The sequence below is a fragment of the Streptomyces sp. NPDC044063 genome (genome assembly GCF_056434285.1).
In genome coordinates this window covers 160,764-181,168 of sequence record NZ_JBWKFM010000003.1, presented here as the reverse complement: position 1 = coordinate 181,168, position 20,405 = coordinate 160,764, and the positions used below count along the sequence as shown (strand labels likewise).

General features: G+C 73.2%; 15 protein-coding genes and 1 tRNA gene. 11 read left to right on the top strand and 5 right to left on the bottom strand.

All coding sequences use genetic code 11. The features are described 5' to 3' along the window. Positions 1-283: 283 nt before the first annotated feature. Positions 284-643 (top strand): STAS domain-containing protein, encoded by a 360-nt coding sequence (locus tag AC07BS_RS06045; RefSeq protein ID WP_478646731.1) that lies wholly within the window; start codon positions 284-286, stop codon positions 641-643. Between the two features lie 37 nt (positions 644-680). Here AC07BS_RS06045 and AC07BS_RS06040 read toward each other — a convergent pair whose 3' ends face one another. Both AC07BS_RS06040 and AC07BS_RS06035 read right to left on the bottom strand, forming a co-directional pair. After that, entirely contained in the window at positions 681-1,856 is a 1,176-nt protein-coding gene (locus AC07BS_RS06040; protein ID WP_478930518.1) for a sensor histidine kinase, read from the bottom strand. Further along, positions 1,853-2,548: a response regulator gene (locus tag AC07BS_RS06035; protein ID WP_478646300.1), complete on the bottom strand. Its 696-nt coding sequence runs from the start codon at positions 2,546-2,548 to the stop codon at positions 1,853-1,855. Before AC07BS_RS06035 ends, AC07BS_RS06040 begins: the two co-directional genes overlap by 4 nt. A 212-nt stretch (positions 2,549-2,760) precedes the next feature. On the opposite strand from AC07BS_RS06035, the gene AC07BS_RS06030 reads away from it, so the two are divergent. Then, on the top strand, positions 2,761-3,606 hold the full coding sequence (locus AC07BS_RS06030) for a DUF4344 domain-containing metallopeptidase (protein WP_478646297.1): 846 nt from the start codon (positions 2,761-2,763) through the stop codon (positions 3,604-3,606). 64 nt (positions 3,607-3,670) lie between these two features. Here AC07BS_RS06030 and AC07BS_RS06025 read toward each other — a convergent pair whose 3' ends face one another. Continuing rightward, the gene (locus AC07BS_RS06025; RefSeq protein ID WP_478646295.1) at positions 3,671-5,053 is read right to left on the bottom strand and encodes a helix-turn-helix domain-containing protein; all 1,383 of its coding nucleotides are present in this window, start codon (positions 5,051-5,053) and stop codon (positions 3,671-3,673) included. 105 nt (positions 5,054-5,158) lie between these two features. Between AC07BS_RS06025 and AC07BS_RS06020 the strand changes: the two genes are divergently transcribed. Beyond that, positions 5,159-6,463, top strand: coding sequence for an alpha/beta fold hydrolase (locus AC07BS_RS06020; protein ID WP_478930516.1), 1,305 nt, complete (start codon positions 5,159-5,161; stop codon positions 6,461-6,463). Positions 6,464-6,629: 166 nt separating this feature from the next. Continuing rightward, the gene (locus AC07BS_RS06015) at positions 6,630-7,967 is read left to right on the top strand and encodes a M64 family metallopeptidase (RefSeq protein WP_478930514.1); all 1,338 of its coding nucleotides are present in this window, start codon (positions 6,630-6,632) and stop codon (positions 7,965-7,967) included. A 103-nt stretch (positions 7,968-8,070) separates the two neighbouring features. Here the strand turns inward: AC07BS_RS06015 and AC07BS_RS06010 are convergent. After that, positions 8,071-8,143, bottom strand: a tRNA-Arg gene (locus AC07BS_RS06010). 142 nt (positions 8,144-8,285) lie between these two features. Between AC07BS_RS06010 and AC07BS_RS06005 the strand changes: the two genes are divergently transcribed. From AC07BS_RS06005 to AC07BS_RS05990, 4 genes are all read left to right on the top strand, one after another. Further along, on the top strand, positions 8,286-9,887 hold the full coding sequence (locus tag AC07BS_RS06005) for a serine/threonine-protein kinase (protein WP_478930512.1): 1,602 nt from the start codon (positions 8,286-8,288) through the stop codon (positions 9,885-9,887). A gap of 52 nt (positions 9,888-9,939) precedes the next feature. Continuing rightward, on the top strand, positions 9,940-11,589 hold the full coding sequence (locus AC07BS_RS06000; RefSeq protein ID WP_478646287.1) for a serine/threonine-protein kinase: 1,650 nt from the start codon (positions 9,940-9,942) through the stop codon (positions 11,587-11,589). 104 nt (positions 11,590-11,693) lie between these two features. Continuing rightward, positions 11,694-13,316 carry a succinic semialdehyde dehydrogenase gene (locus AC07BS_RS05995; protein ID WP_478646285.1) on the top strand — a complete coding sequence of 541 codons (1,623 nt, stop codon included), beginning with the start codon at positions 11,694-11,696 and terminating at the stop codon, positions 13,314-13,316. 112 nt (positions 13,317-13,428) lie between these two features. After that, entirely contained in the window at positions 13,429-15,198 is a 1,770-nt protein-coding gene (locus tag AC07BS_RS05990) for a GMC family oxidoreductase N-terminal domain-containing protein (protein WP_478930670.1), read from the top strand. A gap of 625 nt (positions 15,199-15,823) precedes the next feature. On the opposite strand, the gene AC07BS_RS05985 is transcribed toward AC07BS_RS05990, so the two are convergent. Next, on the bottom strand, positions 15,824-16,138 hold the full coding sequence (locus AC07BS_RS05985; protein ID WP_478646281.1) for a chorismate mutase: 315 nt from the start codon (positions 16,136-16,138) through the stop codon (positions 15,824-15,826). Between the two features lie 321 nt (positions 16,139-16,459). On the opposite strand from AC07BS_RS05985, the gene guaA reads away from it, so the two are divergent. From guaA to AC07BS_RS05970, 3 genes are all read left to right on the top strand, one after another. Then, positions 16,460-18,064: a glutamine-hydrolyzing GMP synthase gene (guaA, locus tag AC07BS_RS05980; protein WP_478646278.1), complete on the top strand. Its 1,605-nt coding sequence runs from the start codon at positions 16,460-16,462 to the stop codon at positions 18,062-18,064. Positions 18,065-18,275: 211 nt separating this feature from the next. Further along, positions 18,276-19,085, top strand: a complete 810-nt coding sequence (locus AC07BS_RS05975; RefSeq protein WP_478930509.1) for a class II aldolase/adducin family protein — start codon at positions 18,276-18,278, stop codon at positions 19,083-19,085. Positions 19,086-19,258: 173 nt separating this feature from the next. After that, positions 19,259-20,284 (top strand): L,D-transpeptidase, encoded by a 1,026-nt coding sequence (locus tag AC07BS_RS05970; RefSeq protein WP_478930507.1) that lies wholly within the window; start codon positions 19,259-19,261, stop codon positions 20,282-20,284. Positions 20,285-20,405: the final 121 nt, after the last annotated feature.

Below are 20,405 nucleotides of genomic sequence, written 5' to 3'. Positions count from 1 at the left end.
CTTTGAGTGGCGTGCAGAGGAGCCGCACGACAGCTGGGCGATCGATGTCGACCGTACGCGCCCGAATGTGCCGATGTGTTATGCGGGTGTGACCGGATCTAGGGGGATTCGGGGTTCGAGCTGGGCATAGGCTCACCAGGGGCCGGCTCGTACCGCGTGGGAGATCGCGGTGTTTCACGCGGCGCCCCACGGGGGAAGCGCCAGGCAGCCATACCGCGGAAGGGTCCATTCCATAGGAACGACAGACCGAGTGAAGGGGCTCGAGCGCGTGACACTGAAGGTGATGGAGCACGAGCGGGGGGACTGGGCCGTGCTCCAGGTCTGCGGCGAGTTGGATCTGGTGACCTCGCCCTCCGTCCGGCAGCACGTGCACGACGCCGTGGCGGACGGCCGGCGGAGTCTGGTGCTCGACCTCGGGGAAGTGCGGTTCTGCGACTCCAGCGGGGTGGGGGTGCTGATCGCCGCCCGCCGCCTGATGCGCTCCTGCCAGGGCCGGCTGCGGCTCATCCTGCCCGCCCAGGGCGCGGTCGAGGGGTCGCACGTCAACAGGGTGCTCGCGGCGCTGGGGGTGCGCCGGCTCTTCGAGGTCTACCCGGACCTCGACAGCGCCACCGCGGAGACCGCGGGCCCGCTCTCGGCCTGAGCCCCCGAACACCGGGGCGCCTGCCCCGACCCGCTGATCACCTGATCGTGTGGTCCTCGGCGGAGTCCCGTCCCGGCGGGCCCTGCTCGCGCGGGAAGCACGCCCGTACGACGAAACCGCCCTCCGGGGTACCGTGCGCCTCCAGCGTGCCGCCCAGGCTCTGCGCCCGCTCGCGCAGGCCCACCAGGCCGTGGCCGCCGCCCGGCAGCTCCGGCGCCGGGACGGCCGAGTCCGCCGGGCCGTTGCGGACCTCCACCGTCAGCGCGCCGTCGACCTCCCCGGCCACCCGGACCGTCACCTTCGACCCCGGGGCGTGCTTGCGCACATTGGTCAGCGCCTCCTGCACCGTGCGGAAGGCGGCCCGCTCGACGGCCTCCGAGCGCCCGGCGTCCGGATCGCCGGCCTCCTCGAACGCCACGTCCAGCGCGCTCAGCGAGATCAGCCGGGGCAGGTCCGCCAGACGCGGCTGCGGGGTGAGCTCCTCGGTGTCGGCGCCCGCCGCCCGCAGGATGCCCACCATGTGACGGAGCTCGTCGAGGGTGCGCACCGACAGCTCCCGGATGGTGCGGGCCCCCTCGCGCGCCTGGGCGTCCTCGGAGCTGATCTGCACGGCCCCGGCCTGCAGGCTGATCAGGCTGACCTGGTGGGCGACGACGTCGTGCATCTCACGGGCCAGGCGGGCGCGTTCGGTGGCCACGACGCGGTCGGCCAGCAGCCGGTCCTCGCGGGCCCGGCTGCGGGTGAGCTCGTCCAGGCGGGCGGCGAGCTCGCGGCGGGTGCGGGTGAGCAGGCCCAGGGCGATGGGGGTGGCCGCCACGACGAACGCGTCCACGAGGTTCACCGCCATCTGCCGGCGGTCCTCGACGTCCAGGTCGGAGACGGGGTACGGCACGAACTGGGCCGCCGCCATCACCAGCCCCGCACCCGCCAGCAGCCACCGGTGGGGCCGCCGGGCCGCCACCGTGTACAGGGCGATCATCGGCGCGAGCCAGATGTAGGCGAGGTACATCCCGGGCAAGGTGGCCGCGAAGACGGTGACCGGGAACCTCCGCCGCCACAGCAGCGCCACCGCCGCCAGCAGGGAGACACCCAGCTCCTTCCCCGGTTCGAGGCCGTTGACCAGCAGGGCGTCCCCGGTGGCGGCCAGGGCGGGCAGCGCGACCGGCGCCCAGGAGGGCAGCCACGAGGGCAGCGAGGCGCGCCAGAGGCTCATCGCGCGCCCCCTCCCTGCCGGGCGTCCCTCTCCTGCCGCGCGTCGCGCCCCGAGGCCACCAGGCCGGCCCGGTCGGCCACGATCGCCGCCTGCACGCGGTTGATGCCGCCCAGCTTGCCGAGCACGGCCCGCACGTGGTCCTTGACGGTGCTGGACGCGAGCCCCATCCGCTCGGCGATCTGCGGGTTGGCCAGGCCGGCGCCCACCAGCGCCAGCACCTCGCGCTCGCGCGGGGTCAGGGTGCCGACCGCCCGGGAGGCCGTGGTCTCGGCCTCGGCCGCCAGATAGCCGCCGATCACGGCCCGGGTGACCCCCGGGTCGAGGACGCTGCCACCGGCCGCCAGGGTGCGCACGGCCCGGACCAGCTGCTCCGGGTCGGTGTCCTTGAGCAGGAAGCCGGACGCGCCGCCGCGCAGCGCCGCCGCGAGGTATTCGTCGGCGTCGAAGGTGGTGAGCATGGCCGCGGCGGGCGGCCGGGGCAGGGCGCGCAGGCCCGCCAGGACGGTGAGGCCGTCGACGTCGGGCATCCGGATGTCGAGGAGCACGACGTCGGGTGCGCACCGCCGGACGGTGTCCACCGCCTCGCCGCCGCCGCAGTCCGCGACCACCTCGATGTCCGGGGCCGTGCCCAGGATCATCCGCAGTCCGGACCGGACGAGCTGCTCGTCGTCCACCACCGCAACACGGATCACCGACCGTTACCTCTTCCCTGTACCGCCGGGTACCTCTTCCCCGCACCGCGGGTCCGGGTCCGGCCCCCGGCCCCTCCAGCCTGCCGCACCGGCGGAGAAAAACGGAGCTGAAAACTCCACCACCGGGGCGGGCCACCCCCGCCGACCGGAGGGGGTCGGCCGGGACTCACGGCGGATTCCCTTCGGGTGAACCGACCGGCAGAGTGCTGTCCATGCTGCACCATGCGGGGGCCGGCCCCCGGACCCCGGCCCGAGCGCGGCGTGCCCGCGCGCTCACGGCCGTCGGCGTCTGCGCCGCCACCCTCGCGACCGGATGCGGCACCCAGTCGCAGGCCGCCGCGCCCCCCACACGCGGCGGCCTGTCCGTCTCCTACCAGGCGCCCCACGACGGCGACGGTGCCGAGCGGGACTTCCTGCGCACGCGCGGGCTGGCGGAGAAGGTCGCCGCCGACGTGAACGGCTTCGTACGGCTGCCGCGCCCCGTGGAGATCGCGGGCCGCTCCTGCGGGAAGGACGAGACGCCCGAGTACGACCCTGAGAGCGGTCGGATAGCGCTCTGCTACGGCTTCGTCCGGGAGGTCCGTTCGATGTTCCGGGAGGAGAGCGACACCGATCCGGCGGAGCGCACGGCCGGAGTGGTCACCGAGACGCTCTACCACGAGGCGGCCCACGCGCTCATCGACCGGCTCGACCTGCCGTTCACCGGCCGCGAGGAGGACGTCGCCGACCAGTTCGCCGCGTACCGCCTGCTGCGACAGGGCGAACGGGGCCGCGCGGCGCTGCTGGCCGCCGCCGACAACTACGACCAGTACGCGCGCGAGAGCGACCCGGCGGACACCGACCCGTCCGACGAGCACGCCCCCGACGCCGTCCGCAGCGCCAACTACCGCTGCTACCTCTACGGCTCCACGCCCCGCGGGGAGCGGGCGAAGGAGCGCGAGCGGCTCGTCGACGGCAAGCGGCTCACCAAGGAGCGGGCCGAACTGTGCGAGGAGGAGCACCGCAGCCTGCGGCGCGGCTGGGACCGCCTCCTCGCGCCCCACAGGACCGACCGCTGACCGGCCCCCGTGAGGGGAGGGCCGGTCGGCGGTCCCATCGCGCCGTCCGCCGTCAGGGCAGGCGCTAGGGCCGCGGCCAGGACGGCGGTGACGTCGGCGCCGGGCCGAGCGTCGTGGTGCCGGGCGCCGCACGGTGGCCCAGGCCCGTGCGGTACGCGTCCAGGGCCGCCTCCGTGCGCCCCGTACGGCGCAGCAGGTCGCCCAGCAGCCGGCACAGGTCGGCGAGGTCGCCGGCGGCCCCCGTGCGCTCCAGGAGGGACAGTGCGGCGCAGTAGTGCTCCTCGGCCGCTTCAGTGTCGGCGCGTTCCTCGGCGATGAGGCCCAGCAGGCGGTGCGCGCCGCCCGCGTGGACGGCGCCCCACTCGGCGCCCAGCGCGGTGGGGGAGAGCAGCGGGCGCAGCAGCTCCTCGGCCTCGGCGGCCTTCCCGCGGCGCCGCAGCACGTCCGCCAGCTCCACCTCCACCTGCACGGTGAACAGGGCGGCGCGCTTGGAGGCCAGCATGTCGCGGGCGGTGCGCAGCTCCGTCTCGGCCTTGCGGAGATTGCCGTCCTGGGCGTGGACGTAGCCGCGCATCCAGTGGCAGTGGGCGAGCTCGGTGCGGATGTGCAGCTGCTGGTAGAGCTCCTGGGCCTTGGCGAGGGAGGCGTCGGCGTCGGCGATCCGGCCCTCGGCGATCAGCGTGCGGGCGACGCCCCGGTGCATGCCGGCGACGAGCGCGGGGTTGTCCACCTGAGGCGCCAGGGCGAGCGCGAGCTCGGCGGCGTGCGCGGCGCGCGCGTGGGCGCCCATGTCCATGTAGGGCGCGATGGACGCGGTGTAGAGCAGCAGCAGGGCGTCCGGGTCGTGCATGCCGGAGGCGTTCAGCTCGTCGACCGCGGTCTCCAGCAGATAGCAGGCGTAGCGCAGTTCGCCCGCCAGGAGGTGGGCGGTGGCCCGGCCGCGCAGGGCAGGGACGCGGCGCGGCAGCGGCTCGCGGGCGAGCAGTGCCTCGGCCTCGGCGAAGAAGTCGCGCGCCTCGGTGAGGCCGCCGGTCTCCAGGGCGCAGTCGCCCAGCCCGAGCAGGGCGGTGAACTGCTCGCCCACCAGCTCCATGGCCGAGGCCTCCGCGCGCAGCGCGCGGAACAGCGCGGCGGCGTCCTCGGCGTCGCCGGTGGCCAGGGTGCGCCGGGCGTCGGTCAGCCGCATCCGCAGCTCGGTGGCCAGGTGCGGGGGACGCCCGGTGGAGAGCTCCTCCGGGGTGACGCCGAGGCGCCCCGCCAGATGCCGCAGCGCGGCCTCGGAGGGCCGTACCCGCCCGGCCTCCAGGGTGGAGACGTACGCGGCCGTGTAGGCCGGCTCGGCCAGCTGTTTCTGGGTCATCCCCTTCTCGGTGCGCAGCCGCAGGACGCGGCGGCCGATGTCGGAGGGCTCGTCCGCCCGTATGCCGTGGGTGCTGTTCTCGGCCACTTCCGCCCCTCGGTACATTGCGCCGTGATTCAAGCCGTGCGGTAAATCTGCTTACGTGAGGATGTAACCGTGTCATCCGTGCCGAAGTTGCCCGGGGTCACTCGGGTGAGGGACGAATCCATCACCGTCCGCCAGCCCGGACTCGTCCTGACCGACCGGTTCTTCGAGGTCCCGCTGGACCACGCCGACCCGGGCGGCGAGAGCATCCGGCTCTACGCCCGCGAGGTCGTCGCCGCGGCCCGCGCCCACGAGGAACTCCCCTGGCTGGTCTTCCTCCAGGGCGGGCCCGGCTTCCCCGCCGGCCGGCCCGTGGGCCGGGAGAACTGGCTCGACCGGGCGCTGGAGGACCACCGCGTCCTCCTCCTCGACCAGCGCGGGACCGGCCGGTCCACCCCCGCCACCCGGCAGACGCTCCCGCTGCGCGGCACCCCCGAGCGCCAGGCGGACTACCTGTCGCTCTTCCGCGCCGACTCCATCGTCCGCGACTGCGAGCACATCCGCCCGCGCCTGACCGGCGGCCGCCCCTGGACGGTCCTGGGGCAGAGCTTCGGCGGCTTCTGCGCGCTCACCTACCTCTCGCTCGCGCCGGAGGGCCTGGACCGCGTTCTGATCACCGGCGGCCTGCCGTCCCTGGACGCCGGCGCGGACGACGTCTACCGCGCGGCCTACCCGCGCATGGAGCGCAAATGCCTCGCGCACTACGACCGTTACCCCCGCGACGAGGCCGCCGCCCGGCGCATCGCCGAGCACCTCGCCGAGCGGGAGGAGACCCTGCCGGACGGCTCGCTGCTCACCGTCGAGGCCTTCCAGCAACTGGGCATCCTGCTGGGCACCGGTGACGGCTCGCACCGGCTGCACTACCTCCTGGAGGACGCGTTCGTGCCCACGGCCGGCGGGCCGCGGCTGTCCGACGCGTTCGGCGAGCAGGCCGCGGCGGTGCTCTCGCGCGCCGCCAGCCCTCTTTACACCATCCTCCATGAGGCCATTTATGCCCAGGACGGCCGGGCGACGCACTGGTCCGCCGAGCGGATACGCGGGGAATTCCCGCAGTTCGAACGCCACTTCGAGCCCGGTGGCCGCTTCCTCTTCACCGGCGAGACCGTCCACCCCTGGATGCTGCGCACCCAGCCCGCCCTGCGCCCGCTCGCCCCGACCGCCGAACTCCTCGCCGCACGCGAGGGCTGGACGCCGCTCTACGACGCGGCGCGGCTGGCCCGCAACACCGTCCCGGTCGCGGCCGCCGTCTACCACGACGACCTGTACGTCGACACCGCCCACTCGCTGCGCACGGCGGACGCCGTCGCGGGCCTGCGGACGTGGGTCACGGACGAGTACGAGCACGACGGCCTGCGCGCGGGCGGCCGCACGGTGCTGGACCGGCTGCTGCGCCTGGTGAACGACGAGGCGTAACAGGCGACTTCAGGGGCACTTCAGGGGCGGCTTCAAGGGGCGACTTCAGGGGTTTCCCTCCGTCCCCTCCATTGTCATGCACCTCTCGAACCCCTACGTTGAGCGGCGGCTTAAAGCGACTTGACCCGCCACTTAAGCGGCGGGCTCCGGTTCGGGAGGACCCCCCATGCTCAGACGCACATTCCCGCGCATATCCCTGGCGGCGGGCGCGGCCGCGCTGGCTGTGCTCGCCGCCTCCACTCCAGCTGCCTCCGCTCCAGCTGCCTCCATTCCAGCCGCCTCCGCTCCCGCCGCTGACCCCGCCACCGGCCCTGTGCAGCGGGTGGAGTACTTCACCGGCCCCGGCGGCCACCCCCACCACACCACCGTCCCCGCGCCCCGCACCCCGCCCCGCCCCCTGCGCCCCTGGACCCGGGGCGACGGCGAGGTGACGCCCGTCGTCACCAACGGCCCGGTGGGCACCAAACTCGACGTCGTCTTCATCGGCGACGGCTACACCGCCTCCGAGCAGGACGCCTTCCACGCGGCCGTCCGCACCAAGTGGGCGCGGATGTCGGCCGTCGAGCCCTACGCCTCCTACCGCGGGCTCTTCAACGTCTGGGCCGTCGACGCCGTCTCGCACGAGTCCGGCGTCTCGGGCGACCCGGACCGGGGCGTCGTGAAGGACACCGCGCTCCGCTCCGGCTTCTTCTGCGACGGCATCGAACGGCTGCTGTGCGTCGACACCGCCAGGGTCGAGTCGTACGCCGCCAAGGCCCCCGCCGCCGACCTCGTCGTGGTGCTCTCGCACTCCGCCAAGTACGGCGGCGCGGGCTACAACGACGTCGTCTCCCAGGTCGGCTACGACGGCATCGCCACGGCCTCCTCCGACCACGACAAGTCCGACCAGGTCGCCGTCCACGAGACGGGCCACTCCCTGGGGAAGCTCGCCGACGAGTACCAGTACGACGAATACGGCACCTACAGCGGGCCCGAGCCCGCCGACGTCAACAGCAGCACGCTCGACGCCGGCCGCATGGCCGACCAGCGCCGCAAGTGGTACCGCTGGCTGGGCCGGCCCTCACCGGACGGCGGCACCGTCGCCGCGTACGAGGGCGGCGGCTACTACCCCAAGGGCCTCTACCGGCCCACCGAGGACTCGATCATGAGATCGCTCGGCCGCGAGTTCAACCTCCCCGGCCGCGAGGCGATGATCGCCGGCTTCTACCGCCACGCGAGCGCGCTCACCAAGGCGCCCGGCTCCACCGGCGCCACGGCCGGCCGGGGGCGGCGCGTCGCCGTACAGCTCCCGGCGGCCACCACCGAGGTCCGCTGGTACGTCGACGGGCGCGAGGCCCGCGCGGTCCGGGGCCGCACCTCGGTCGTGCCCCGCGAGCTCGGCGTCCTCGCGGACGGCCGCCCCCACACGCTGACCGCGGGCGCCACCGACACCACCGACGCCGTCCTCGACCCAGAGCTCGGCCGGCGGCTGCGCGGCGCGGTGTCGTGGGAGATCAAGGGCTGATCCCGACCGGCCGTGTGACGCGGGACACGGCGAACGGTACGACCGGTACGACGGGTACGACGACAGAGGGGGCCGGATCGTGATCCGGCCCCCTCTGAGGCGGTGCGCTCGGCAGGATTCGAACCTGCAACCTCTTGATCCGTAGTCAAGTGCTCTATCCGTTAAGCTACGAGCGCTCGGCCACCCGGTGGTTTTCGGCCACCTGGTCGGCGTTGCGGGAACAACTGTACATGAAATATTCCGGTGCTCTTGCGCGCCCAGGGTGAAGCGGCCGGTACGCGCCCGGGTCGGCCGGACGCCGTGGGGCAAGATGTGCTCATGGGCACCTTCGCTGCACACGGTGGTCTCATCGCCGGGCGGTATCGGCTCGTCCGGAAGATCGGGCGCGGCGGGATGGGCACCGTCTGGCGCGCCACCGACGAGCTGTTGGCCCGCGAGGTGGCGGTCAAGGAACTGCACGTCGACGATCAGCAGTCGGCGGAGGCCGCCCAGCGTCAGTACGACCGGATGCTGCGCGAGGCCCGCGCGGTGGCGCTGATCAAACACCCCAATGTGATCGTCATGCACGACATCGTCGAGCAGGACGGGCGGCCCTGGATCGTCATGGAGCTGGTCGAGGGCCGGTCGCTGTCCGGCCTGCTCTCGGCCGAGGGCCCGGTCGCCCCGCGCGAGGCCGCCCGGATCGGCGTGGCGATGCTGGGCGCGCTGCGCGCCGCGCACGCGCGCGGGGTGCTCCACCGCGACATCAAGCCCCCGAACGTCCTGATCGAGGCCGCGACCGGCCGGGTGGTGCTCACCGACTTCGGGATCGCCCAGCTGTCGGGCGCGACGACGATCACGGAGGCCGGGGCGTTCGTCGGCTCGCCCGAGTACACCGCGCCGGAGCGGATGTCGGGCGGCCGCGCGGGGCCGGAATCCGACGTGTGGTCGCTGGGGGTGCTGCTGTGCACCGCCCTGAACGGCGAATCGCCCTTCCACCGCGACTCCTTGGGCGGCATCCTGCACGCCGTCGTCTACGACGAGATCCGGCCGCCCGAGGCGGCCGGTCCGCTGCTGCCGGTCGTCCAGGGGATGCTGGAGCGCGACCCGGCCCTCCGGATGGGCGCGGACGAGGCCGAGGGGCTGCTGCTGGCCTACCTCGAGACCGGGCACGTCCCGGCCATGCCCGACCGCACCCCGACGCTCACGGACGGCGCGCTGCCCGGCCCCGGCGCCCCCGCGCCGGGAAACCCCGCGCCGGCCGGCCTGCGGGCCCGTACGGCCCTGCTGGCGGCCGTCACGCTGGTGGCGCTGGCCGGCATGGGGGCCGGGCTCGCCGCGCTGCTGATCGACCGGGGCGCGGGGCCCGGCGCCCCGGCGGACGCCCGGGGCGGCGGCCGGTCCGTGACCGCCGGGCCCTCCGGCGAGCCGTCCGACCCACCACCGCCGGCCAGCGCGACCGTGACCGCCCCCGCCGGCTACCACTCCGTGCAGGACCCGGCGGGCTTCGCGCTCGCCGTTCCCGACGGCTTCACCCGCTCCTTCGAACCCCCGCGCGTCTTCTACTACTCGGCCGGCAAGGAATTCCGCATCGGCGTCCTCATCCAGGACGTGCAGGAGGGCGGCCCGATCGGCGTGATGCGCAGCTCCGCGGCGCTCGCCCCCGACCGCTACCCCGGCTACCGCGACGGCAGGGTCGAACGCGCGCTCCACAAGGGTCACCGGGCCGCCACGTGGGAGTTCAGCTGGGACGGCTTCGACGAGGGCGCGAGCAAGGCCCCGGCGGGCCCGCGGCACACGTACGACGTCGCCTGGGACGAGGGGGACAAGATGTACGACCTGTGGGTGTCGTCCCCGGTGGGCAGGGCGTCGGAGGGCCGCCGGTACTTCGACACCGCGCTGTCCACGTTCGTCCGGACCAGGCCCGTCTCGTCCCCCTGAGCACCCGCCGCCGGGATGCGGCCCGCGCGTCGCCCTTGGTATGGATGTGATCATGACGAACCACGGGGGACGGGCCACCGAGCCCACCAGCTACGAACTCCAGCCGCCGAAGCCGGACGGCGACCCCGGCGGCAAGCCCTATGTCCCCACCGCCCAGCAGCACACCCCACCCGCCGACCCCGGAGCCGGCCGGAGCATAGGCGGCCGCTACCGGCTGGTGTCCCGGCTCGGCCACGGCGGCATGGGCACCGTGTGGAAGGCCCGTGACGAGGTCGTCGACCGCGACGTCGCCGTCAAGGAGCCGCGCGTCCCGGACGGCGTGCCCGACGCCATGCGGCAGAACGTCCATCTGCGCATGCAGCGCGAGGCGCGCGCCGCGGCCCGGATCGACCACCCCTCCGTCGTCACCGTCCACGACGTGGTGATCGAGGACGGCAGGCCGTGGATCGTCATGGAGCTGGTGCGCGGACAGTCGCTCGGCGATCTGCTCGCCGAGGGCACGATGGAGCCGCGCGAGGCGGCCCGCGTCGGGCTGGCCGTGCTGGGCGCCCTGACCGCCGCCCACGAGGCGGGGGTGCTGCACCGCGACGTGAAGCCGGACAACATCCTCCTCGGACGCGGCGACCGCGTCGTGCTGACCGACTTCGGCATCGCCCGGATCGAGGGCGAACAGGGCCTGACGGAGACGGGCGCCTTCATCGGGTCCCCGGAATTCGTCGCGCCGGAGCGCGTGCTGGGGCAGCAACCCGGTCCGGAGTCGGACCTGTGGTCGCTGGGCGTCGTGCTCTACGCGGCCGTCGAGGGCATGTCCCCCTTCCGCCGCTCCAACACCCAGGCGACGATGCAGGCGATCCTGACGGCGGAGCCGCAGGTCCCGGCGCGCGGAGCGGGGGCGCTCTCCGCGATCACCATGCAGCTGCTGCGCAAGGACCCCGCGGCGCGCCCGGCGGCCGCCGAGATCCGGCAGGCACTGGAGTCCGTCGCCGGGCCGCGGACCCCGCAGCCGTCGGCGTTCACCGCCTCGGCCGGCCGGTCCACCGGCGGCAAGTGGGTGCCGCCGGTCCTGCACGGCAACCGCGCGGCGCAGTGGGGACTCGGGGGCGGCGTGGTGGCCGTGGCCGCCGCCACGGCGCTGTTCGTCGTCAACCCGTTCGCGGTGGGGCCGGCCACTCCGCTGCACTGGAAGGTCCGGGACGAGCCGGAGATCGTCAAGGCGTCGATCGCGGTGCCCGAGGACTACGTCAAGGAGGTGAACGCCGACGGAGGCTGGGTCTCCTTCAGCGACCCCAGTGGCGTCTTCCACATCAACCTCACCCGTGACACGGACGAGAGGCGGGGCAAGAACACGTCGGACGGGGTGCCGAAGGACGTCGCCTCGGCCGGGACCGAGGCCGAAAGACTCGTCGAACAGCAGAAGAGCGCCAGGGGCGACTGGTCGAACGTCAACGACGTGCGGGCGACCACGTCCAAGGCGTCCCCCCACCAGGGCATGGAGTCGGCGGAGGTCGTCGCCGTCTACCGCAAGTCCGGGGACGACGAGAAGGCTCCCAAGCGGGTGTGGCGCACCCGGATCATCGTCGACAAGGACGAGAAGACCGCCTGGCAGCTCAATGTCCGGATGCCCGCCGCGGGCCAGGGCCGCAAGGACGGCGACAAGCTCTTCGACGACCTCCTCAAGTACCTCAAGATCCAGACGCAGTGACGGACCGGGTGACATCGGGTGACGGATCCGGCGACGGGTCCCGTGACGATTCGGAGTTACCAGCGGGTACCCAAGCCGTTCCCGCCCGACATACGCTCACCCGCATGACGGACACGCAGGACACTGGAACAGTTACCGATGGCAGGCCCCGTAACCCCGTCGCCCCGGCGGGGCCCCGGACGGCCGCCGACGTCGTCACCCCGGGGCTCGTCGCCCGCCTGACCGGCGCGGTGGTGAGCTCCGGCGGTCGCGCCGCCAACCGCGCCCCGTTCACCGGGGAGAAGCTGGCGGACCTCCCGCAATCCACCCCCGAGGACGTCGCGACGGCGTTCGAGCGGGCGCGCCGGGCGCAGTTGGCCTGGGCCGCCGAGCCCGTCCGGCGGCGGGCCGCCGTCCTGCTGCGCTTCCACGACCTCGTGCTGGCCCGCCAGTCGGAGGTCCTGGACCTGATCCAGCTGGAGACCGGAAAGGCCCGGCTGCACGCCCACGAGGAGGTGCAGGCGGTCGTCGTCGTGGCCCGCCACTACGGCCGGGCCGCCGCGTCGTACCTCCGTCCGAGAGCGCGCACGGGCGTCCTGCCGGTCCTCACCAAGGCGACCGAACACCGCCTCCCCAAGGGCGTGATCGGGCACATCGCGCCCTGGAACTACCCCTTCGAGCTGTCCGTCGGTGACGCCCTGCCGGCCTTCGTCGCCGGCAACGCCGTCGTGATGAAGCCGGACACCCAGACCGCCCTGACCGCCCTGTGGGCCCGCGAACTCCTCCTGGAAGCAGGCCTTCCGGCGGATCTGTGGCAGATCGTGCTCGGCGAGGGCCCGGTCGTCGGCCCCGCGGTCGTCGCACACGCCGACTACGTCTCCTTCACCGGTTCGACGCGCACCGGCCGCGAGGTCGCCCAGGGTGCCGCGGCCCGGCTGATCGGCGCCTCACTCGAACTCGGCGGCAAGAACGCCATGCTGGTGCTGCGCGACGCCGACCTCGACCGGGCGGCGGCGGGCGCGGTGCGCGGCTGCTTCTCGTCCGCCGGCCAGCTGTGCATGGCCTTCGAGCGGCTGTACGTGCACTCCTCCATAGCCGACGCGTTCCTGCGCCGCTTCACCGCCCGGACGAGGGAACTGCGTCTCGGAACGACCCTGGGGTACGGCGCCGACATGGGCTCGCTCGTGTCGGAGCAGCAGCTGCGGACCGTCACCCGGCACGTGGACGAGGCCGTCGCCAAGGGCGCCACGGTCGTCACGGGCGGCCGGGCGCGGCCGGACGTCGGGCCGCTGTTCTACGAGCCGACCGTCCTGGACGGCGTCGAGCCGCCCATGGCGGTCTGCGCGGAGGAGACCTTCGGCCCTGTTGTCTCCGTCTACCGCTTCGACGACGAGGACGAGGCCGTACGGCTCGCCAACTCCTCGTCCTACGGCCTGAACGCCAGCGTGTGGACGACGGACGGCCGGCGCGGCCGGGCGGTCGCCGCGCGGCTGCGCGCCGGGACGGTCAACGTCAACGAGGCGTACGCGGCGGCGTACGGCAGCGCGGGCGCGCCGATGGGCGGCATGGGCGACTCGGGCCTCGGCCGGCGGCACGGCGCCGAGGGCATCCTGCGGTACACCGAGGCGCAGACGATCGCGCAACAGCGGATCGTGCCGATGGGTCCGGCCTTCGGGCTGGACGACGAGCAGTACGCGCGCGTGCTCAACGGCGGGCTGCGCGTGCTGAAGGCCCTGCGGGTGCGCTGAGGAGGCCGCGTTGGGACGCCGAGAGCACGACTCCGACAACTCCGATAACTCCGACAACTCCGACAACTCCGCCGACGACTGTGGCACCGACCGGGCGTACGACTACGACGTCATCGTCGTCGGCTCCGGGTTCGGCGGTGCGGTCGCCGCCCTGCGGCTGACCGAGAAGGGCTACCGCGTGGGGGTGCTGGAGGCGGGCCGCCGCTTCACCCGCGAGAGCCTGCCGCGCACCTCCTGGCACCTGCGCGACTACCTGTGGGCCCCGGCACTCGGGCTCTACGGCATCCAGCGCGTCCACCTGCTCGGCAACGTCATGGTGCTGGCCGGCGCCGGGGTGGGCGGCGGCTCGCTCAACTACGCCAACACCCTCTACGTGCCGCCCAGGGCGTTCTTCGACGACCCCCAGTGGGCCGGGATCACCGACTGGGAGCACGAGCTGCGGCCGTACTACGACCAGGCGCGGCGCATGCTCGGCGTACGGCTCAACCCCACGACCACGCCGTCCGACGAACACCTGAGGGCGGCGGCCGAGCGGATGGGCGTGGGGGACACCTTCCACGCGGCGCCGGTGGGCGTCTTCTTCGGCGACGGCGGGGACGGCGACGGCACGGTCCGGGCGCGGCCGGGCGAGGCGGTGCCCGACCCGTACTTCGGCGGCGCCGGGCCGGAGCGGCGGGCCTGCCGCGAGTGCGGCGAGTGCATGACCGGGTGCCGGCACGGCGCGAAGAACACGCTCACCGAGAACTACCTCCACCTCGCCGAGCGGGCCGGTGCCGTCATCCACCCCATGACGACGGTGAGGGCCGTCACCGAGCACCGCGACGGCGGCCACCGCGTCGTGACGGTGCCCACCGCCCGGCGCGGCGGGGCCCGCCGGGCGCGGCCGAAGGTGCTGCGGGCCGAGCACGTGGTGATCGCGGCCGGCACGTACGGCACGCAGACGCTGCTGCACACGATGCGGGACCGCGGGCTGCTGCCGCGGATCTCCGCCCGGCTCGGCGAACTGACCCGCACCAACTCCGAGGCCCTGGTCGGCGCGGGGACCACCGACCGCCGCTACCGCGGGGCGCACGGGCGGGCACCGGACTTCACCCGGGGCGTCGCGATCACCTCGTCGTTCCACCCGGACGCCGACACCCACGTGGAGCCCGTGCGCTACGGCAAGGGGTCCAACGCCATGGGGATGCTGTCGATCCTGCAGGTGCCCGTCGGCACGCGCCTCCCGCGCGTCGCGGCCTTCGCGGCGCACTGCGCGCGCCATCCGGTGGCCCTGCTGCGCTCGCTCTCCAATCACCGCTGGTCGGAGCGCACGATCATCGGGCTCGTCATGCAGTCGCTGGACAACTCCCTGACCACGTACCGGCGGCCCGGAGGGCCGGGCAAGGGACTGCTCACCGCCCGGCAGGGGCACGGGACGCCCAATCCGAAGCAGATCCCGCAGGCGGCCGAGACGGCGACGCTCGTCGCGCGGGAGATCAACGGCTACGCGGGCAGCAACATCGGCGAACTCATGGGCACGCCGCTCACCGCCCACTTCATCGGCGGGTGCCCGATCGGTCCCGACGCCGAGCGCGGGGTCATCGATCCGTACCACCGGCTGTACGGGCACCCGGGCATCTCGGTGGTCGACGGAGCGGCGGTCTCCGCGAATCTGGGCGTGAACCCGTCCCTGACGATCACGGCGCAGGCGGAACGGGCGATGGCGCTGTGGCCCAACAAGGGCGAGGCGGACCCGCGGCCGGCGCCGGGGAGCCCGTACCGGCGGCTGGCGGCGGTGGAGCCGCGCGATCCGGCGGTGCCCGGGGACGCCTTCGCGGCGCTGCGGCTGCCGCTGCTGCCGGTGCCCGGGGTGCCGCCGAGGAGGGCGCCGGAAGCGGGCTAGCGGGGAGGCGGGGTGGGGGAACGGCGAAGGGCCCCGGGCCGGCTCCGCGGGGGCGTGCGGGCGGCCTCGGGGCCCTTGCTTGCCGGCACCGAGATCAGGGCAGGGTCGGTGCCGCGGAGCGGCGCCGGGGGGAGCGCCGCGGGCTTGCGGTGATGGAGCGTGTGGCGGTGATGGAGCGTGTGGTGCTCGTGGTCCTCGTGCTCCGTGTGGCGGAGCGATTGGTTGAACCAATGGCAATGCGGGACAAGGGATTTGGCATGGCCTTGTGTTCCCTTTGCATCGTGCGGGAAACCCCGCGCCGGGCGCAACCGTTTCGACCGGATACGGTCGGTTCCAGGCGTCCCCGGAACCGACCGTCCCATGGGTGGCGGCCGGGCTGCTGTCCCCTGCTGACCGGTCGCCGTGCCGCCCGAGTGAGGTCCCACGACGCGCGGACTCGCGCGTCTCACACTCCGGCGGATCCGCCCGGTCGTGCCGGGCGCCCGGATGACCAGGGGCGGAAGCCGTGCGCGGACGGTGTCCCGGGGCGGATGTCCCGGGGCCCGCTCCTGGCTGGCGCGGACACCGGACTCAACGAAGATGATCAGTCCGCGGTCACGCTCCGTACGGGTGACGGGACCCGAACTCAGATGCGGCCCCGGCACAGCTCCAGCAGGGTCATCGCGAGGGCGGTGCCGGGCCGGCCGAGCTGGTCGCTGTAGTGGGCGAGGACCTCCATCTCGCGCGAGAGGTGCACGCGACGGCCGCCCGAGGCGATGCGCTCGCGCTGGATCACGGCCGAGACGGCCATCCGCTCCTGCACCAGCCCGATGATCCGGCCGTCGAGATCGTCGATCCGCTCCCGGGCATCGGTGATCACACCGGCGGCGGCGTCGGTGCGGGCCCCGGTGGCGGTGGCCGGAGTGGTCGTGGTGGCGGCGGTGGTGGTCGTGGCGCTCATGTGTGTTTCTCCAAAAGGGGCACGGCCCCCGGAGCGGCAGGACCCGGGAAAACGACAGGCGCCCCGGGCCTTGTCGGCCCGGGGCGCCTGGGAAGTCGCTCGTCAGTCGCGCACAGCGCAACCGCCTACGACACCCCAGCCGGCGGGCCGGGTGCCATAGGTAAAGAAGAAGGTCGTCTGCTTGCGCATGGCGCACAGTATGGCCCGGGAGCGGCCCTGTGGCCAACGCGGATTCGGATGGTGAGACAAAAGCAAGCACGCGCGCCCCGGTAGAATCGACAAATACAGACCCCCAGCTCCGATCGCCGGAAGGCCGCTCCCGTGTCAGCAGCACCCCCCGCCGCCGCCCACGACAACACCGCGGAACCGGTGCTCGTTGTCGACTTCGGTGCGCAGTACGCCCAGCTCATCGCCCGTCGCGTCCGTGAGGCCCGGGTCTACAGCGAGATCGTGCCCAGCACGATGCCCGTCGCCGAGATGCTCGCCAAGAAGCCCAAGGCGATCATCCTCTCCGGTGGCCCCTCGTCCGTCTACGAGGAGGGCGCGCCCCGCCTGGACGACGCCCTGGCCCTCTTCGAGGCCGGCGTCCCCGTCTTCGGCATGTGCTACGGCTTCCAGCTGATGGCCGTCACGCTCGGCGGCACCGTCGACAACACCGGTGCGCGCGAGTACGGCCGTACGCCGCTGCACGTCAGCAAGAACGCCTCGACGCTCTTCGAGGGCACCCCGGCGGAGCAGTCGGTCTGGATGTCGCACGGCGACTCCTGCACCGCCGCCCCCGAGGGCTTCACCGTCACCGCCTCCACGGACGTCGTGCCGGTCGCCGCCTTCGAGAACGACGAGAAGCGGCTCTACGGCGTGCAGTACCACCCCGAGGTGATGCACTCCACGCACGGCCAGCTGGTCCTGGAGCACTTCCTCCACCGCGGCGCCGGCATCGAGCCGACCTGGACCACGGGCAACGTGATCGAGGAGCAGGTCGAGGCCATCCGCGAGCAGGTCGGCACCAAGCGCGCCATCTGCGGCCTGTCCGGCGGCGTGGACTCCGCCGTGGCGGCCGCGCTGGTGCAGAAGGCCATCGGCTCCCAGCTCACCTGCGTCTACGTCGACCACGGCCTGATGCGCAAGGGCGAGACCGAGCAGGTCGAGAAGGACTTCGTCGCGGCCACGGGCGTCCAGCTCAAGGTCGTCGACGCGCAGGAGCGCTTCCTGAACGCGCTCGCCGGGGTCTCCGACCCGGAGACCAAGCGGAAGATCATCGGCCGGGAGTTCATCCGCGTCTTCGAGCAGGCGCAGGCCGAGATCGTCGCCGAGGGCGCGGCCGACGGCGAGGACGTCGCGTTCCTCGTCCAGGGCACGCTCTACCCGGACATCGTCGAGTCCGGCGGCGGCACCGGCACGGCCAACATCAAGTCCCACCACAACGTGGGCGGCCTCCCCGAGGACCTGGAGTTCAAGCTCGTCGAGCCGCTGCGCCAGCTGTTCAAGGACGAGGTCCGCATGGTCGGCCAGGAGCTGGGCCTGCCGGACGAGATCGTCCAGCGCCAGCCCTTCCCGGGCCCCGGCCTCGGCATCCGCATCGTCGGCGAGGTCACCAAGGAGCGCCTGGACCTGCTGCGCGAGGCCGACGCCATCGCCCGCGAGGAGCTCACGGCGGCCGGCCTGGACCGCGAGATCTGGCAGTGCCCGGTCGTGCTGCTCGCCGACGTCCGCTCGGTCGGCGTCCAGGGCGACGGCCGCACCTACGGCCACCCGATCGTGCTGCGCCCGGTGTCCTCGGAGGACGCCATGACGGCCGACTGGACCCGCATGCCGTACGACGTGCTGGCCCGCATCTCGACCCGCATCACCAACGAGGTCGCCGACGTCAACCGCGTCGTGCTCGACGTGACCAGCAAGCCGCCGGGCACGATCGAGTGGGAGTAGTCCCACCGGTCCTCCCGTAGGGCCTCACGGTCGACGCCACCGCCGTCGCTCATTCGTTTGAGCGGCGGCGGTGGCGTTTCCGCTTCCGGACGACCGGCGCGCGACCCCTGGCCTCCTCCTCTACCCGGCGGTAGCTTCCGGACCACGGTCACGGATCACAGCCACGATCACAGCCACGGATCACAGCCACGGATCACGGAGGAGGCCCGCCATGGCGGACGGAAGCGCCACCACCCCCCAGCCCCCCGAGCCCATACCCACCGACCGGCTCCACTTCGCCATGCCGCCGGTGCACGCGTCCGTCGAGGACGAGCGGCGGTACCGGAAGGAGCGGCTCGCGGCGGCGCTGCGGCTCTTCGGGCGGTTCGGCTTCGAGGAGGGGGTCGCGGGGCACATCACCGCGCGGGACCCGGAGTTCACGGATCACTTCTGGGTCAACCCGTTCGGGATGTCGTTCAAGCACATCACCGTGAGCGATCTGATCCTCGTCAACCACCGGGGGCAGGTGGTCGAGGGCCGCTACCACGTCAACCAGGCGGCGTTCGCGATCCATTCGCAGATCCACCGGGCCCGGCCCGACGTCGTGGCCGCCGCGCACAGCCATTCCACGTACGGGCGGGCGCTGTCCGCGCTGGGGGAGCTGCTGGAGCCGATCACGCAGGACGTGTGCGCGTTCTACCAGGACCACGCGCTGTTCGACGACTACACGGGCGTGGTCGTGGACGAGGAGGAGGGGCGCCGGATCGCCGAGGCGCTGGGGTCGCACAAGGCCGTCATCCTGCGCAACCACGGCCTGCTGACCGTCGGAGACTCGGTCGACGCGGCGGCGTGGTGGTTCATCACGATGGAACGTTCCTGCCAGGTGCAGCTGGCGGCGAAGGCGGCCGGCAAGCCGGTGCCCATCGACGCGGCGAGCGCGGCGCACACCCATGAGCAGCTCGGCAACGACCTGGTGGCGTGGATCAACTACCAGCCGCTGTACCAGCAGATCACGCGGAGCGAGCCGGAGCTGCTGGACTGAGGGGCCCGGAGAGGAGTCCTTCCACCCCCGCCGTTCGGCGGGGGTGGCTCGTTCTTCCGGGCGTTTTTGCAGTCCTTTTACCTTGTTTACGATGGTCGGGAGCCGAGGCGAACACGCCTCGGCTCTGTCGTTCCACGAACTTCACGAACGTTCCACGAACCGGTAGGAGAACCATGCGCCTCACCCGTGCCGTCGGGCTGTCCGCCGCCCTCGCCCTGACAGGGCCGGCCGTCACGGCGTGCGGCGGTGGGGCCGAGGCCGGCGAGCGACCCGCGAAGTCCGCCGGGGCGGCGTCGTCGGCGCCCGCCCCGTCGAGCCCCGCCCCCGTCACGGAGAAGCCGGCCCCGGAGGCCGCGATGCTCAAGGGCGCTGCCAAGGTCGTCCGCCCCGAGATCGCCCCGGTCGACGGCGAGACCGTCGGCGTCGGCCAGCCCGTCGCGATCGTCTTCAAGCAGCAGAAGGTGGCGAAGGAGCTGCGGGCGGGCATCGAGGGCCGGCTGAAGGTCTCCACCTCGCCGAAGATCCCCGGCGCCTGGCACTGGAACGAGTCCAAGGGCGACACCCGCGTCCACTTCCGCCCCGAGAAGTACTGGCCCGCCGGCACCAAGGTCACCCTGGACGCCCGGCTCGCCGGCGTGAAGCTCGCCGAGGGCACGGCCGCCACCGGCGACCGCACCGTCTCCTTCGCCATCGGCGCGTCGATGGTGAACACCGTGGACCTCAAGACGCACCGGATGACCGTCGTCCGCGACGGCAGGCCCCTGCGCGCCATCGCCGTCAGCGGGGGCGACGAGGGCAAGGGCTTCGGCACCCGCGACGGCGTCAAGACCATCCTCGCCAAGGAGGGCCGGGTCGTCATGGACTCGCTCTCCATCGGCATCCCGCGCAACCACCCCGACGGGTTCTACGGCTCGTACGACTACAGCATGCGCGAGACGATCAGCGGCGAGTACGTGCACGCCGCGCCCGACAACGCGGAGTCCTTCGGCAAGGAGAACGTCAGCCACGGCTGCATCGGCATGTCCACGGACGACGCCAAGTGGCTGTACGGGCTGAGCCGCAAGGGCGACGTGGTGCAGGTGATCAACAGCAAGAAGCCCAAGCCCATGGACCACTTCGGCAACGGTTACGGCGACTGGAACCTGACCTGGGACCAGTGGCTCGCCGGCAGCGCCCTGGGCGTGCGCACCGGCGGCTGAGCGCGGATACGCCGCGCCGCGCAAGCCCTGTGGACAACGCCCGCCGAGTACGGCGGGGGTTGTCCACAGGGCTGAACACGTTTACGGCTCCGCACGTATCGTCGAAGAACGAAGGCGGGAG